This window comes from Vibrio alginolyticus NBRC 15630 = ATCC 17749 (genome assembly GCF_000354175.2).
In the GTDB taxonomy this organism is placed as follows: domain Bacteria; phylum Pseudomonadota; class Gammaproteobacteria; order Enterobacterales; family Vibrionaceae; genus Vibrio; species Vibrio alginolyticus.
Map to the genome: position 1 here is coordinate 1,451,776 of NC_022359.1, position 15,747 is coordinate 1,467,522.

The following is a 15,747-nucleotide window of genomic DNA, read 5'->3' on the forward strand; positions in this document are numbered from 1 at the left end:
CCTACCAATTCCACTTTTTCCAGCCGCCATCAAGCATGGCTGAAAACTGACCAATTGAAGGAAATCCACTAGTAATGAACATGCATGGTTCAACCTTCGTTGAACCTTCAGTCCACCAAAAACATGGTTTACTCAATCTTTCTTTAATGAGGTAATTCAAAAGCGTATTTTGATCAGTATTGCCGTGATCATGAAAAACTGTAGATATTTGGCTTTGATAAAGAAACTCTAGAGGCCTAACTTCACTTGTTACATTCGCAACGAGGTCATTTTTTTCTTGAGTACTCTTATGCCAAACATCAAAGACAAAGTCGTCCTCAAGTACTGAAAGAGCAAGAGCGGCACTGTCCTCTGTCCAAGCTCTGTCACCCCAATATTGCGCAGCTTCACCTTTTACGGCACGAGCTATAGTAAAGAAAAAGTATCTACCGCATGCATCAACACTAGGAATCATGCTACCAATGTAGGTTGAGTCTTCTAAATAGCTAATATCCAAAGCAAAGTGCCACACAGGAGCCGTTAAAAAGTGCTCATTCCAGCTTTCACCCAGTTGTTCCCTGCTGACTGCAATAACCGCCTGTTGCCAATCATGCCAACGCTCCGAGAAATCTTGTGATAAACCATCTTTCACAAAGTCCCCTTTTGCAGGCATTTTACCGATATAGCCCCAGCCTGATGTTATAAGGTTCGTGGACATCTGAACCTCTCCATTTCATTTGACCAAAACGGATTAATGGCACTAGAAGGAATAAGCTCTAGCTGCACCTTATTTCCCTTTAAATCAATCATAACTATATTGTCTTTACGCGATTCTGGCCTTGCTTTAAGTGATTGATCCAAAAGCTTGAATATGCCCCACTCACCTTCATAGGTATGCGCAATTTCGCGTTTAGATTCAGGTGGTGTGAACACAATTCGAGTCTGATCTTGACCGGCAGGCCAACTCAACGATTTAGCTCTTGCTGGTCCATGCTTATAAACCAAATCTTGTCCACCCAACTCTAAGACAAATCGAGTAATGTGCTGGTCTAGATAAACAGGCTTCATCCCAAACTCTACGCGTAAGGAATTATCAGATTCAAAGAAAGACTGCCTGATACGTTGCGCTCTTTGAAAGACCATTAGTGTTTCTGGACGAACTCCAATTTCCTTTTCTAATCGCCAACGACTTTTCGAAGTATCCACAAACGGTTCGAGGTATTCTTGGAAGAATGCGTCAAGCGTGCCTCCATAACCAAAGAATCGCTTAAAGTCTTTCAATCTGACTTCTCTGCTCGCATTGGGCTCGAATGGATATCTGCCAGCAATAGTCCGCTGATAAGGGCGCACCACTTGTGTTACCCAAAGTTGATTTAGATGATCCTTCGAACCGCTCTCCGCAAACTTGACCGACTCTTGAGAAAGCTCACCTAGCCATTGATTAAATGGTCTCGGCAAAAGTTCTTTAGCACGAGCAAAGGAAGCTGCGACATCTTGTGTAACGGTTCCATCTAAAATACTTTTGTAGGCAATTTTCTGATTGTTACCAGAGCTTGATAAGTCACTTAAATACGAACGCAAGTTAACCATTGCTTGTTGAATATCATCAAAGTCTTGCTCACCAAGGCGTAAGATCTCTGAAAAATGCGATTCGACTTCTTTACCTGGCAGAGCAACATTGAAACCGTTTTCTTCAGGTAAATACATGTCTAGTCTATCTGCCGTATTTGAAAACTTAACTTTGGCAACTTTACCAGCAACTTCAGAAGCGGCTTTTTGATTTTCTGACAATGATACTTTTGATAGAGCAACCTCTTTTTGGATTGCTCTCAACAAAGATTCGATTGGTCTTTCAACTCCAGATAAAACCCTCGCTTGCTCTGTCGCAAGTTCTAGGCTCGGAGCCTGCTTCAATTGAATATCTTCGATCAACGTTTTCCATTCATTAACATAATCTTGATAGTATCGAGACTGAACGCCTTGGATGGCACTATCTTGATCAATTTCATGGGCCTTAAGATCGTCACCATAAACCCAGTTCTCTTCCATTAGGCTTTTTACTGTACGGTTGATCTGAATCTGAAAAATGCTATGAAAACCATTGTACGTGTAGAAACCCGAAATGCCTTGTGATAGCGGTTTTCCACTAGCTCGCTCGAACTGCTCAAGCCCTTTAGGTCCCAATACATCAGTCAAGCGAAATGAAGGTACATGACTATTAGAAAATTGTATTTTCATTCGCTGATAAGCACGTTCAGGTAGAGACATTTGAGTCAACACTTCTCGAGCACTCGTCACAGCAGCAGTGTTGTAAGTAAAGCCTTGTCCATCGTTGCCTAATAAATATTGAGTGTGCTGTAGCAAGCGTCTTCTTAAGTCTGCGTTTAGCTCACCCGGATATTGACGTTCGAAATAAAAGTTAAACCAAGCCAACACTTCATCTTGTTGATATTTGTCTGGATTGAATAACATCAAATACGTTTTTAACGTTTCGTACAAATACTCACGGTGCTGTTGATTGCTCTCCATTTCTGACACCAAGCTATCAAGAAGCAGAGGGGCGTAATATTGGGTCAAAGCATCAGAATATGCATTATTTGCCGCCTGAGACACTTTGTCTCCCTGATAGAGACCAAACCTCTTTACAGAGTCGGCATCACCGTAGTCGCTTTGCTTTCCGAGAGGAAGCGTCATCAACCTATCTAATGTTTCTACAGCTGAAACAATATCTGCTTCAAAATCTAAACTTTGAGCGCCAATCATTGCATCAATATGGCTAGCTTGTTCATTGGTGTCGACAATTAACTGTGAGTTCCACTTATAACTCATAAACCAAAGCGAAGAAGCTCCGAGCAGTAGCGTTGTACACCCAATGTAAACACCTCGACGCATCCAACCTGACTGCTTTTGATAGTGACGATTAACTGTTCCTAACAGTTGCTCTTTGAAAATAACCTTGTCAAAAAGATTCTTTACGAAATAACTATGAGAACCAGTCTGACTCTTTGCTAGAGCTAATCGATTTAACCCAAGTCCATTGGTTGATTCATTCATCAGCTTATCGACTGGTAAGCCTTCTTGAACCGAACTCAACATAAACACACCACGAATCAAGGCAGGCTCTTCAAAACTGTTTTGTGCAAAAATTTCAGCTAAAAACTCGTCAAGATTAGCTTGTAGCACTCTTAATTGCTTTGGAAATTCAAAGATAAGCGCGCGTTTATCTAAATCGTCCTCTGTTTCAAGTATTCTAAGCATACGGGCATCAAGGCGCTCCAACATGCCATGAAATTCTTTGTTGAATAGAGAAATAACGCCTCTTTCATCATCCACTTCACGAGGGAACATGAAACCAAATAATTCCTCTCGCTCTCCCTTACTTAAATCGGCAAAAAACTCATTGAAACCGGCAACTAAATCCATTTTGGTGAGCAATACGTAAATCGGAAACTGCATGCCTAACTGGTTTTTCAGTTCTTGAAGTCTCGACTTAATTGCTCGAGCATGAAGACTTCGCTCGGTTCGAGTCTGAGACATCACGCTGGCTAAACTTATCGTAACAATCGCACCATTAATTGGTCTTTGCGTTCTATACTTTTTCAACAATCCTAAGAAACCATGCCACGCTTTAGAGTCGACCTTTTCTTGACTGTCTTGTGTCGTATACCGGCCAGCCGTATCTATAAGAACTGCTTTATTTGCAAACCACCAATCACAGTGGCGAGTGCCACCTACACCGGCAATAGAGTCAGAGCCAAGGCTGTCTCCTAATGGAAACTCTAACCCCGACTGCTTTAATACGGTTGTTTTCCCCGTTCCAGGAGGGCCAATCAACACATACCACGGTAAGTCATACAAGCTTCTCTTGCCTTTGTGTGTTTTCGTCACTACTTTGACAGCTTGCTCAATACGCTCGCGCATTAAGTCAATTTCACTTGCCGCTTCTTTATCTGATAGGCTATCAACCTCAAGCAACGTTTGAATACTTTCGTCTTCTTTCACCTTTTGCTTATGCTGCTTGGTAACGTTAAATATCGCCCAAAGCAACACCAACACTAGAATAGTGACTAGCCGTTGAAAGTCACTCTTTAGGGGCTCATATCCCGCTATCGCAATAAGTGGACCAACAACCCAAATGAAAATAGAACAAGCAGCGACACCGATAAGACCGAGAAACCATCTTTGAGTAAATATTCTGCCAATTTCTTTAATACGCATCTCTATCTACCTATTATTAATTCGCGACAAGAAGGTCGATTTCAATCCGGCGGTTAATAGCTCGGTTTTCATCACTACTGTTTTCAACTAATGGTCTTGCATCCCCCAATCCCTCGGGTATCACTCGCCCTTCTAATGCACTATTCGAGATCAGTTGTTCAGACATAGCAGTGGCTCGAGCTAATGATAGGTGCCAGTTCGAGGGATATTTACTCGTGAAAATAGGCCTATCGTCGGTGTGACCAGTAACAATGATCTTGCCTTGGGTCGACTCCAATGTTCTCGCAAGCTTAGAAATAACGGGTTGGATGTAAGCGACAACATCAGCACTACCTGATTCAAATAGATCTTGAGACTTTAACGAAATTCTTACCCTGTCTTGCAGCGGCTCAACATTGATTAGCCCCTTACCGATCTCAGTTGCTAGATACATTGAAATCTTTTCTGCAATTGGCGCTGATTTTGATTCTGACGTTGCATCTTGGTTAAGTTGTTGCGGTTGAATCAAATTGACTAATTGAGAAAAGGTGCGATTGGATGCCTTATTTAGCTCATAGCTAAAATACATATATATGCAGACCAATAATGCCGCCGTTACAGAACATACAACCCAAAGAGGGGCTCTATCAGAAGCCTTTGAGCCATTCAAAATGTGTTGGTCGATACTATTACTTAGCTCCTGAGGGACTCCTCTCCCATAAGACTTAAGAGTAGCAATAACCTGTCTTCTCAATTTCCGGTGCGATTCCAGTCCATTTTTTTCTAAACGGTATTGACCCAGAAACCCGAGAGATAAGCACACATACATTAGTTCAAGCAAATCTAAGTTCGCATCTGGTTTCGCCATGCACTTATCAAGATGCTTAAAAAACGCTTCCCCACCTTGACTGCTAGCATAGAAGGAGCTAAGTAATGAATCGTGACTCCAGAATGAATGCCCACCCCAATTGGTGTTAAGGACAACTTCATCTAGTGAACAGCATAAACAATAACGAGCTGTATCAATGGTATCCAAATCAACGTCATGCTGACGTAATCGGTTCTCATAATCTCTAAGCTTTTGTGCCAATGTCTCTTTTAGAAACAACGGATCGGAATGAGTCGCTGTCGACCGAATTTGACCGATAATAGATAACAGGCCATTCGCCTCTGCTAGTAGAGAGTTACTCCCATAAGCGACCACTGAATCATTGTTCACCAATTCAGGGCTTTTTGAGATAACTACGGTATTATCCACAAACTTTTCTGATTGTGGTTTCGATGCGGGTGCTCTTCCACCCGGTGTTGGTTTTACTATCGTTTGTTCCATACAGAGCGCGCCTATTGATTAATACTCCAAAGCTCAAGTTCAGCATTAGGAAAATGCCCTGATAGGTGAAGCGCAATACCGCCACTATCTTTTAGCCTCATCCAAAATGGCCCTTTCTTGACAACTTCGAAATAGACATAGCCCGTTTGGTAAGGAATCTGTCTCGGGACGACACTCAACGGCACTACGTTTATACCGTTGATCTGATTATTAATTAGATCGCGAATCTGTTCTGCCGGGCCAAACTTGAGTTGCGCTGGGACCAGGCGTCTTATTTCATCTGTTGTGGTATCTGCTTTAATTGCTAGCACAAATTGGCATGACTCAAGCAAGCGTTTATCTGGAAGCGGCGTCACTTGAATACCGTATTGGCGAGGCTCCAACGGAAGTTTGGTCGCAGTTTGGTCAAGAACAACACTGAGGTACTGACTGAGTATCTGATTCAACTCGCTATAAACACTTGATACATCTAAGTGATCATACGCAAGCAAACTTGGGACTCTTTTAGTTTTATTAGAAAAAGTGGCTAACTCACCAATGTAACCTTTAAGTGTCGTCGCTAATTCCAGTGGATGTAACCTATCTAACTCACTGAAATGCTTTAACTTCGCCTCATATCGGTTCAACATTTGGAGCATGATGAAATCAACAGCAGATGCCGATGCAGATTTGCCCTTAATCAAGCGCTGCGCAATAACGTCAGCACGCATCTTTGTCATCGCGATAACGTTACGTAGATAAGCTGACATAACTTTATCGCTCAGGAGATTGATAAGCGGAGGAACGTACTCATCGTCTAGTATAACTTCCCCTTCAGGAGTTACCTCTTTGATCCTTAAGATAGGTAACTCCACATAACCCGCTAATTTGTCATTACTCGCTTTCAACTCAAGGTTGAGGGCTGCAACTTGGATGGTTTCTTCATCTTGTCCTGTAAGGTTATCTATCACGTCGATATCTTGAAGTACATAACGAGAGACGATCGATTCGCTTACATCCGAAACGTTTTTACCTGTAACACTTGAAAGAGGGAGAGTTATTTTTACTAACGTATTTTCAGTGTTTTTATCAATAAGTAGAGGCGAAACTGAATCGTTGGATATTAACGTATTAACCAACGTCATATCCGGCAAAACAGCTTCAAGATGCTCAAGTTCAATAAGACCATCTTTTAGCGCGTGTTTTTTTACTCGACATTTGCAAACTCCCCAATTGTAAACCCCACCTAACTGATGTAAGCCTTTGAATTCTTGAGAGGTTGCGCGTTCTTGTTGTTGGAAGTGCTGGGGACGTAAAAACATTCCCTCGCACCAAGCCGTCTTGGAGTATTGCGTCATTTATAATTAGCCAACTAAACGTTATTTAACGACCAAAGACAGATCTTCTAACAATACTTGATATGTGTTGTAACCGGTCTTATCCACTTTAATGACTTGTCGCCAATTTGAGTTTTCAATATCTCGAAACGCTACGACAATGCCTAAATATTCTGTCTTTGGAGACATACTTGCTTGATATGTTTCTTTCTGACCTGGAGTTAATGAAACTTCATATTTATTCACTAAATCAGGTCCTAAGACTTTTTCACTTTCTTCATAAATAGAAAAAAAGTCCTGGCTTTCGAAAATGGTATTTGACGTTAATTCAAATACATACACCACTACAGGAGAAGGCCTGCCGTTTGAATCAGGATTAATGTTATGACTTGCTGCTATTTCTAAATCTGAGTATGGATCAACAACTAGGTTCGCTGCTGAGCACCCAAATAAAGCCATTGAAATTAATAACAAAATATATTGGTAAAACTTTTTCATCACCCTAATTCCTAGCCTTTGTTTTTTAATGCTAATTCATAGTGCTTAGCGAAGTCTTCTAAATAGAACGGAGACTCTTTATTGATAATATCATCGGATAACTTTTCATGAATATCCTCAAACCTCTTCCAACTTTGAGCATATTTTCTAGCTGGAATAACCTTATTAATAACCGTGTCTTTCGCTAAAGCATCTGAGTATATAGAAGTAGGTTCAACAAGTGACATAACACTCGAAACCGTACCTTCAACACCTTTCATTAAGGCTTGCTCATGACTTTCGATGTCATTAAATGCTTCTTTAATGGCTGCATTTGGCTTTAAGAAGCTAGCCGTTTGACGGTTATATAAGTTATGAATCGCATCTTCTAAGTTTGCAGAAAACTTTAAAGGGTTATTTTCTGACTTACGAAATGCGGTATGACTAAGTCGATTTGTTTGCTTAAACACTGCTCTGTTATGCAGTGTTTCCATTAAACCAACTAGCATCAAAGAAAATGACTCCCCCAGTTGTTCAAACCATTCCTCTCGGTTATCGCTGGGAATCATCATTGGATCTATACCCACCCCTCTAACAAAAGCCGCAAGTTCACCCCCATTGGTATCAAAGTTGGGAGTCGATAGGTGTTCTGATTGTCGGTTAACTTTCGGTAAAGTTTCAGATACGGTGCTCTGTTTTTTGGGCTTTGGGATATCAATAAAATCATCGACTAAACCAATATCTAGCTGAAAGTCAGAAGGAACACTTTCGTTTAAGAGTTCACTAGCACTAAGGCCTAGGTCAACAAATTCCTCTTCCGATGGACTTGAGACTACTTCAGGGGGGGCGCTAGAAAGACTTTTACTTGTCTCAAGGCTGAATACATCTGTATCTGTTTGAACAGAAACTGAAATTTGATAATCCCCTAAGCTAACCATATCGTCATTGCTTAGTGCTATTTCATTTCCTTGACCCACAGGAGTTACAGCATTATTTACAAAAGTACCATTCGTTGAGAGGTCTTTTATCAAGTATTTGTCACCAAACTTAATCAGTTCTCCGTGGGTTCCGGATACCACTCTTTCAGGATCTGGTAGTGTCCAATCACATTGTTCAGACCTACCAAATGTAACCTTGGCATGTTCATCACTTGATTCAAACACGAACTCACTCTCAATCTCTGGAGTAAATTTGTGAAAACTTGTTATGGTTAAAACCAACTTCATGTAAACCTCGCCAAAGACCTGCTAGATATTATTTTTAATTTTATTATTAACCGCTTTCTTATTAACAGTAAGATTAATAAAAACCTTAATACTGCCATTGAAAATCATGCACGGAATAATGAATCATTTTTTTATCAAAGCAATCACGTATTGTTCAACAATTTTAATTATCCAACCAAGTTCAAATTTTTGACACTTAGACTTTCATCAATAAAAAAACGAATGTTAGTTTGGCCGAGAAATTCTAACATAATGACTTTTCATTGAGCAGAAAGGTATATATTCCCCCATCATTTATACGGAGTTCTTGTGATGGAAGACAGTAATAAAAACAATTCTATAAATAACGAAGAAAGCGGAGATAAAACTAAAATTGTAAAGACTCAAAAACGAGACAATGCAATTAAAACAACTAAACTCACTAATAATGAAACCTCCGTTAAAAATAAAAATGAAACAAATACAAAACTGTCTCAAAAAGAAAACACTCCGTTAGTTAATAAGAAAAAAAACAATAAAGATGACTCATTAAATAATAACAAAGATGTTATTAACGAAAGCTTAATAGGAACGACCGTTAAAAATCGGTATGAAATTGAGTCGGTTATTGGGCATGGTGGGCTTTGCGATGTTTACTTAGCTAAAGATAAGATTCTTGAATCTTCAGGTTCAGAAACACCCTACGTTGCGTTAAAAATATTACAGAAAGAGTTTGCTTCTCAACCAGAGACTGCACGCATGTTAATACGTGAAGCTCAACAAACTCAAAGGTTAAGCCACCCTAATATCATTAGGGTTTTTGATTTTGGTGTTGATGGCGAAATATACTTTTTAGTTATGGAGTATATTAACGGAGAAACATTAGAGAGTTTAATACAGCGTTCTAGGCCCCATGGGCTGAAGTTTAATGCAACTTTATCAATCCTAAATCAGGTACTCGATGCACTCTCATATGCTCACTCTCTTGGTGTAGTGCACGCCGACCTAAAGCCCGCTAATGTGATTTTAACGTCTGAGGGTAACGTTAAGCTGCTTGATTTTGGTGTATCTAAAACTCATCAATTAAAGCAGGATCAATATGCGGCTAAACGTAAATCCGAAAATGTTGAAACGCTTGGTTATACTCCCAACTATGCATCACTCAACCTGTTATCCGGTAAGGAACCGAACTTAAGCGACGATATGTTTGCTCTATTTTGTATTGCTTACGAGTTATTGAGTTGCAAACACCCTTACGCAAGAACTCCAGTTAATGAAGCTCTCAAAAAGAAGATCAAGGTCTCTAAACCAACTAACATGCCTGCATCTAAGTGGCCAATATTTTCAAGCGTATTTTCAACTGGCATCATTCCGTACGAGCTGACCCCTGAGCAGTTGAAACGCAAATTGAATATGCGCTATTGGCCTATTGCTAGCGGCGCGGCAGCGAGTATATTATTAGTTAGCGGCATTGTATTTGGTTATCAGCAGCAACAAGAAACCATCGCAACTTTGGAAACCGTTATTAGCAAGCAAAATGATCAAATTGCCGGACAAGAGTGGCAGCTTGATACGCCAGCAGAAAAAAGTTTGGCACTGATTGATAGTGAAAAAAGCTTACATCCAGTCGTTAAGGCTGGCTTATTACGCTTACACAAGACCTATATTCTCAGCGAGTTTGAATCTGAAATTGATCAGGTTTTGAATTCTGATGCCAACAACTACCCGAATTATGATGAAATTGAGTCCATACTTGATAAAGCAAAAACCTACTACCCTGACTCACATAAAATAGAAGTTCTTGCCTTAGATATTCAGTCAAGCAAGCACTCCACGTTACTTTCGATAGCAAGGCAAATCAACAGTCAACTTGAAAAGTCTCGGTACAGTAAAGAAGACGGCAATAAATCCATCTATGAGCTCAAGGATGAGTTAAATCAGATTCATCAAGGTTATCCTTTCACGCCAAGTTCGTTATCTAGCGATGTTTTCGGTCAGCACCTCACTGAAGCACTCCAAAAGAAAGACGCAGCTGCACTTGTTGCTCTTATTAAGGTTGGGAACACCTTCTTTTCAAACGTAGAAGAGCATCAAGAGAACTTACAGATAAGTAATGCGATGAAAGATGCAGTGCTGGAAATGAAATTATATGAGACAGCGCTAGATTCCAACAGCCCTCTACCGTTTCCAGAAGATGCCGCTAGAATCCTGTTCCAAGAAGAGTTTGAAAACTTTTATTCTCGCCTAGAAAAGGCAAGGACGACAACTCATCTCGATAACTTGGTGAAGGATGTGGATCTGTTCTCGAAAAACTTTCCTATTGGTTTTCAGGATGTTAACGATTTAAGATTCAAAACTGCTGATAAATACTTACGCTTCTCCGATATACTACTTAATAAGCGAAGGACTTCAAGCGCAAGACGCGCTATGAAGAAAGCCAACGAGCTTATGAAGCAAATAGAACAGGACTCTAAGCAAAGCTAGTAATACAAAAGGGACGCGAGTCCCTTTTTTGCCGCAGATTACTTGCCAATATGCAACTAGATTGCTAGTTTATACTTGTACTTAATGAGGAGAGTTAGCCTTGACTGAAGGAATAGTCAAAGTTGGCGAACGTCTGGCGTCCGTATGTAACGATAGCCTTAAACTAGGACTGCAAGACACTTACCGACTCGGCGTTTTACGTGGAAACGTCCCCTTTGCTACTTGTGTTAAAAACACGCGAGTTGAAGTTTTTTCATCCCTACATTTCGACCATTGCCGTTTGGAACATTTCGACCATTGCCGTTTGGATATAAGTCAAAATATCTTTAACAATGACTTTCTTTTTGTAAGTTTATCTCAAGCGACAAGCAAACTATTTCTGCTCAAATACTGGTTATGCCATTCATACCTTCGGCTAAGCCTTCATTATCCGAAACATTCCTCTACCTCAACGTTTAATAGGGGTATACATGATTAATTTTGATGTTCTCAATACATACATGGATAACGACGTAGATCTCATCGTCACTGTTTTTTCTACATACCTTGAAGATCACACGAGTGATATAGAGCGTATAGATGAGCTATATGCAAGCAGATGTTGGTCAGAACTCTATCTATTAGCTCATAGTTTAAAGGGCATTCTAGAGAGTTTCGGAGAAGACACCGCGGTCATTGCGTTTCAAAGAATAGAAGAAAAAACCAGAAACGATACAGCGCCAGATAGCTCAGATATAGCTATAGTTACTAAAGAGCTAGCTGCAATTAATCAACAAATCTTCGCTTACTTGAAGAATATGCAATAAAGAAATTCAAGGCTTAACTGGGGGAAATATGGCAATGAATAATAGCAATTTCAGGGAGTTGATTGAGTCTCTCAAAGACCTAACACCAACTCAAAAAAGGTACTTACTTAGCCGTACAAAGATGGCGCTAGATGATGAAAGTAATATGTTAAACATCAGTGATATTCTAACACCAGAAGAGTTGGAGGCGTTACTATCACCGGCACCAACAACGAATACAAAATAACAATGATATACAACGCAACCGTCAGATTAACGCTAGGGACCAAGTGAAGGAAATCGACTTTGCTTGGTTGTTAGTTTCTCTCCCTATTCCTTTTCACTACAACAAACGTATTGTTTTCGAAACCTTTTTCCAATTTAAACAGGTCAGATAATTGAGCGACTAACATCAGTCCGCGACCAGAGGAGGACCAACTATCGTCATCCATTAAGTTAGGTGCCTCAATCTGTTTGTTTTTATGTTGGATGAACGTCTTTTCATTGATCGGCGCTCCGCAATCAGAGACTCTCAGTTCCACGAAACCGGACACTTGGTCATCCCCAACCCTACACTCCACTTCAATTGGCAGGCCTTCTATTTCACTGTAAGAATGAATATAAGCGTTATTCATGAGCTCAACGACACAAAGCTCCAATGATTGAATTGCATTTAAGGGGATTTGATGACCCATCAAAAACCGAACAACGTCTTTGCTCGCACTTCGTGAGTGAGTAAGGGAGCTCCCGTAAGTTCGTTTAAATTCGCTCTTTGACATTCTTTTCCTTAAATCGAGCCTCTCACCATGCCATTTTACCTGTAAAAGGCTGGCATCATCATCAAACTCATCTTCGCTATGCCAAGATTGTACTTTTTTAAAGACGTCTCCCACTTGGTCTTCAACTGTCAGCGTGCAAACAGCTTTTATACTCGATGCCAATCGTTGTAGTGAAAACATCTCCTCACCCTGCCTCGCTTCAATCAAACCATCCGAATAAAGCCACAATGCATCGCCCTCATCCAGACTAATTTGGTTACCGATATATTCCATCGGCTGCATTGCACCAACGATAAAGTTATCGTCACCTATCTGTTCCATCGTTTTCGTACTCGCTCGCCAAACTAAGATCCTGGGGTGGCCAGCCGTGCAATAGCTAAGTCGCCCTGATTTTGTGTTAAGAATGGCGTAAGCCATAGTAAAGTAAAGTTGACTGTTTCTAGTTTGCTGATAACGCCGATTTAGCCGTTCAATCACAGATGCAGGCTCACTTACGCAATAGCCGTCATCTCTCAACTCCATCGTGATCGAATCAGGCCCCTGACTTTGAGATAGCGTCTGTTGAATAGAAAAAGCCATCAAAGCTGAAGAAATACCATGACCAGAAACATCAAATACATAAAACGCAACATGTTGTTCATCGAGCTCCAAATACCCCAACATATCACCACCAATCTGGGAGCATGGTTTGTAGACATAACTAAACTGTATATTTTGGATAGTTGATTCAGCAGGGAGTAGTTGCTCCATCAGATGACTAGCAGACTGTAGGTCTTGGTGAATTGTTTGATAGGCCGCATCTAGCTCTTTATTTCTCTCAACGAGTTTGTTGTGCAGTTCTAAAGTACGAAACCCCGCACGGATTCTGGCCTGAAGTTCCTCTACAGACGTCTTCTTATCTACGAAATCATCTGCGCCAGCATCAATGCCTTTCACGATCGAACTTTGGTCATTTCTAGAAGACAGTAGAACAAAGAAAATGTAACGTTCGCTAACTTTAGATTTTAATTGGCGACACAATTCAATACCATTAATTCCAGGCATCATTAAATCACTCAGCACAAACTGAATATCAGGGCGGTGGGTTAGCACCTCAAGCGCCGCTCTTCCGTCTTCAACTGCAACCACTTCATAGCCCTGCTTTTCCAATGCACTGCTGATGTAAAGCAGTACTGTTTTACTATCATCGACCAAAAGAATGGGTTTCATCTTCCTCCTTAATACGGTTGCTTTACTGGCTAACGCAAAACACTAGTCACTGACTGCTCATTTCTAAAACGGCTGTAGTCTTCGGCTAATAATTGGTGTTGATATCGAGTGTAAGACAACGCTTCATTAGAAATTAGTATCTGATGCTCTTTTTCGATTAACTGACTTTGTAGCCTTTCAATCTGTTCATTCTGCTGTGTGTAATTGAGGTACAGTGCGAATAGACCAAAAACCGAAACCATTAACAGGGCGATTAGAATATTATTGATAGTTTTCACTTGAATACTCATGACCTCTCCTTGTCTATTATTAGACTTTCCATGATGAAAGAGAGCGTCTACGGACCAAGAGCCCAAGGCTCTAAAACGCAACGAAGCAAATTGAGGTTGTTTTTCCAATTATAGGCGATAGGAGAAAAAATAAGAAAAATCTGAAAAAATTTGAATATCCTGCTGAGTTAAGAATCGGTAAGGTGGTAGCAGCGAGCTATCATCCACTCGCTGCAATACATTAACTCTGAAATGCAGGTCTAGCTAAAATTTGGTTATACCATCGAGCAATGTTTGGCGACGTCGATAGCACATCAATTTCTAGGCCTTTAATTGCGAAACTGATCAAAATAAAGCCTGTTATATCGACGATAGTAAAATGGTCTACGGCGATAAAATAATTATGTTCAAGCCGCTTGTCTAAGACAGGCAGAAATTCATAGACGCGTTGTTTTGATTCTTCGCCCCATGCTTCAACGCAACGTTCTCTGTCTCCATAAACTCCGGTCATGTTTCGAAACGCCTGAAATGCCGCATTTAGTCCTTGGAACTCCACCACACGATGCCACATTTCCACCTGAGCACGTTCAAGCTGGTTAGCACCAAACAGCGCCAGATCATTTTCAAACGCTTCATCTAGGTAGCGACAAATCGCAACGCTTTCACAGATCGTCGTACCATCATCCAATTCCAGCAGAGGCACTTTGCCGTTCACGCTTTTCGATTTAAACGGTTCAGATAGGTTATCGCCCTCACGAACGTTCAGCGCAATTCGCTCAACCTCGCCACCGATTTCCTTTAGAAAAATGCTAACTCGCTTACAACTTGGAGTCATTGCGGTTTCATAGAGCTTCATTTCACATCCTTTTATCTTTTTCTAACCGATTGGTTAGGATATACTGTAGCCAGTTTATAAACGATCAGTCAAGAACTTCACTATCAAAAATTTTCAAACAGTTGTGGGTCTGTTTGCTGAGCGAGATTTTTGATGCCGTTTGTGAGTTCACATGAATTTGGAGGCTGATACCCAAGAATAGATGGGTATTCATCATATTGGTTCAGTTCGAACGCTAGAGGTTCTCTGTACCATCCCTCCAAAGCAATTTAATTACCCGATAAGCAGACCCAGGCAGGTAATTTATGGCAAGAAAAGCCAACTTCGACCGAGATGAAAAGCTTCTCGTGGCTATGGATGTGTTTTGGCGCAAGGGCTTTGCGAACACGTCGATCTCGGATCTCACCGACGAGTTAAACATCAACCGCTTCAGTCTTTACAACACCTATGGTGACAAGCAACAGCTCTACTACGAAGCGCTCGATACTTACTTAAAAAAGGTCTCGCTACCGTCACTGAATGATTTGGAAAAAGACGATGCGTCTTTACCTGAGTTGGAATCGTTCCTTAAATCTTTTGCTGAGCTGCAACGCAAACGCAACTGTGGGTGTTTTATCCAAAATGCGTTGATTGAGCACGCTGGTGAAGACGATGATGTACTGCGTAAAGGGCATTTTTTGTTTGACCATCTTATCGACATCATTGCGGATGCGCTGACCAATGCACAAAAAGAAACCTTAGTGCCGAAAACGCTGAAACCAGAAGAGCTTGCTCGTTTTGTTCTCAACAACATGCAAGGCATGCGCGTGCTTGGCAAAGCCAAACGTTATGCCGACTTGGATACCGCGCTTTCCTGCTTACTGGTTTTGATTAGGAAATAAC

The 15,747-nt window shown here is 40.8% G+C and carries 13 protein-coding genes; 4 read left to right on the top strand and 9 right to left on the bottom strand.

What is annotated here, in order from left to right; all coding sequences use genetic code 11:
• Window position 1: 1 nt before the first annotated feature.
• The 6 genes from tagF to tagH are packed head-to-tail and all read right to left on the bottom strand — an operon-like array spanning window position 2 to window position 8,525.
• A complete protein-coding gene (gene tagF / locus N646_RS21760) occupies window positions 2–697 on the bottom strand; it encodes a type VI secretion system-associated protein TagF (RefSeq protein WP_017820219.1) in 696 nt (231 codons plus the stop codon).
• On the bottom strand, window positions 679–4,197 hold the full coding sequence (gene tssM / locus N646_RS21765; protein ID WP_017820220.1) for a type VI secretion system membrane subunit TssM: 3,519 nt from the start codon (window positions 4,195–4,197) through the stop codon (window positions 679–681). The genes tagF and tssM overlap by 19 nt, the downstream gene beginning before the upstream one ends.
• Window positions 4,198–4,213: 16 nt before the next feature.
• Window positions 4,214–5,506 carry a type VI secretion system protein TssL, long form gene (gene tssL / locus N646_RS21770; protein ID WP_017820221.1) on the bottom strand — a complete coding sequence of 431 codons (1,293 nt, stop codon included), beginning with the start codon at window positions 5,504–5,506 and terminating at the stop codon, window positions 4,214–4,216.
• Between the two features lie 11 nt (window positions 5,507–5,517).
• The gene (tssK, locus tag N646_RS21775; RefSeq protein ID WP_080659252.1) at window positions 5,518–6,843 is read right to left on the bottom strand and encodes a type VI secretion system baseplate subunit TssK; all 1,326 of its coding nucleotides are present in this window, start codon (window positions 6,841–6,843) and stop codon (window positions 5,518–5,520) included.
• Window positions 6,844–6,864: 21 nt separating this feature from the next.
• Entirely contained in the window at window positions 6,865–7,320 is a 456-nt protein-coding gene (gene tssJ, locus N646_RS21780) for a type VI secretion system lipoprotein TssJ (protein WP_017820223.1), read from the bottom strand.
• An 11-nt stretch (window positions 7,321–7,331) separates the two neighbouring features.
• On the bottom strand, window positions 7,332–8,525 hold the full coding sequence (gene tagH / locus N646_RS21785; RefSeq protein WP_017820224.1) for a type VI secretion system-associated FHA domain protein TagH: 1,194 nt from the start codon (window positions 8,523–8,525) through the stop codon (window positions 7,332–7,334).
• Window positions 8,526–8,837: 312 nt separating this feature from the next.
• Between tagH and N646_RS21790 the strand changes: the two genes are divergently transcribed.
• The 3 genes from N646_RS21790 to N646_RS21800 all read left to right on the top strand — a co-directional run bounded on the left by N646_RS21790 (window position 8,838) and on the right by N646_RS21800 (window position 12,020).
• Window positions 8,838–10,988, top strand: coding sequence for a serine/threonine-protein kinase (locus tag N646_RS21790; RefSeq protein ID WP_017820225.1), 2,151 nt, complete (start codon window positions 8,838–8,840; stop codon window positions 10,986–10,988).
• Window positions 10,989–11,458: 470 nt separating this feature from the next.
• The gene (locus N646_RS21795) at window positions 11,459–11,794 is read left to right on the top strand and encodes an Hpt domain-containing protein (RefSeq protein ID WP_017820226.1); all 336 of its coding nucleotides are present in this window, start codon (window positions 11,459–11,461) and stop codon (window positions 11,792–11,794) included.
• A gap of 34 nt (window positions 11,795–11,828) precedes the next feature.
• A complete protein-coding gene (locus tag N646_RS21800; protein WP_025767706.1) occupies window positions 11,829–12,020 on the top strand; it encodes a hypothetical protein in 192 nt (63 codons plus the stop codon).
• A 70-nt stretch (window positions 12,021–12,090) separates the two neighbouring features.
• Here N646_RS21800 and N646_RS21805 read toward each other — a convergent pair whose 3' ends face one another.
• The 3 genes from N646_RS21805 to N646_RS21815 form a co-directional block, all read right to left on the bottom strand.
• Window positions 12,091–13,761 (bottom strand): SpoIIE family protein phosphatase, encoded by a 1,671-nt coding sequence (locus N646_RS21805; RefSeq protein WP_017820227.1) that lies wholly within the window; start codon window positions 13,759–13,761, stop codon window positions 12,091–12,093.
• Window positions 13,762–13,790: 29 nt separating this feature from the next.
• Window positions 13,791–14,051 (bottom strand): hypothetical protein, encoded by a 261-nt coding sequence (locus tag N646_RS21810; protein ID WP_017820228.1) that lies wholly within the window; start codon window positions 14,049–14,051, stop codon window positions 13,791–13,793.
• Window positions 14,052–14,271: 220 nt separating this feature from the next.
• On the bottom strand, window positions 14,272–14,886 hold the full coding sequence (locus N646_RS21815) for a glutathione S-transferase family protein (protein WP_005387550.1): 615 nt from the start codon (window positions 14,884–14,886) through the stop codon (window positions 14,272–14,274).
• 284 nt (window positions 14,887–15,170) lie between these two features.
• On the opposite strand from N646_RS21815, the gene N646_RS21820 reads away from it, so the two are divergent.
• Complete coding sequence (locus tag N646_RS21820; protein ID WP_005375904.1) at window positions 15,171–15,746, top strand: TetR/AcrR family transcriptional regulator; 576 nt, start codon at window positions 15,171–15,173, stop codon at window positions 15,744–15,746.
• Window position 15,747 lies beyond the last annotated feature (1 nt).

What these genes read in the sequence shown, in the direction of transcription:
- tssM (WP_017820220.1), bottom strand. Translation starts at nt 4,197, where the DNA reads ATGCGTATTAAAGAAATTGGCAGAATATTTACTCAAAGATGGTTTCTC.
- tssL (WP_017820221.1), bottom strand. Translation starts at nt 5,506, where the DNA reads ATGGAACAAACGATAGTAAAACCAACACCGGGTGGAAGAGCACCCGCA.
- N646_RS21815 (WP_005387550.1), bottom strand. Translation starts at nt 14,886, where the DNA reads ATGAAGCTCTATGAAACCGCAATGACTCCAAGTTGTAAGCGAGTTAGC.
- tagF (WP_017820219.1), bottom strand. Translation starts at nt 697, where the DNA reads ATGTCCACGAACCTTATAACATCAGGCTGGGGCTATATCGGTAAAATG.
- tagH (WP_017820224.1), bottom strand. Translation starts at nt 8,525, where the DNA reads ATGAAGTTGGTTTTAACCATAACAAGTTTTCACAAATTTACTCCAGAG.
- N646_RS21810 (WP_017820228.1), bottom strand. Translation starts at nt 14,051, where the DNA reads ATGAGTATTCAAGTGAAAACTATCAATAATATTCTAATCGCCCTGTTA.
- N646_RS21800 (WP_025767706.1), top strand. Translation starts at nt 11,829, where the DNA reads ATGAATAATAGCAATTTCAGGGAGTTGATTGAGTCTCTCAAAGACCTA.
- tssK (WP_080659252.1), bottom strand. Translation starts at nt 6,843, where the DNA reads ATGACGCAATACTCCAAGACGGCTTGGTGCGAGGGAATGTTTTTACGT.
- tssJ (WP_017820223.1), bottom strand. Translation starts at nt 7,320, where the DNA reads ATGAAAAAGTTTTACCAATATATTTTGTTATTAATTTCAATGGCTTTA.
- N646_RS21795 (WP_017820226.1), top strand. Translation starts at nt 11,459, where the DNA reads ATGATTAATTTTGATGTTCTCAATACATACATGGATAACGACGTAGAT.
- N646_RS21790 (WP_017820225.1), top strand. Translation starts at nt 8,838, where the DNA reads ATGGAAGACAGTAATAAAAACAATTCTATAAATAACGAAGAAAGCGGA.
- N646_RS21805 (WP_017820227.1), bottom strand. Translation starts at nt 13,761, where the DNA reads ATGAAACCCATTCTTTTGGTCGATGATAGTAAAACAGTACTGCTTTAC.
- N646_RS21820 (WP_005375904.1), top strand. Translation starts at nt 15,171, where the DNA reads ATGGCAAGAAAAGCCAACTTCGACCGAGATGAAAAGCTTCTCGTGGCT.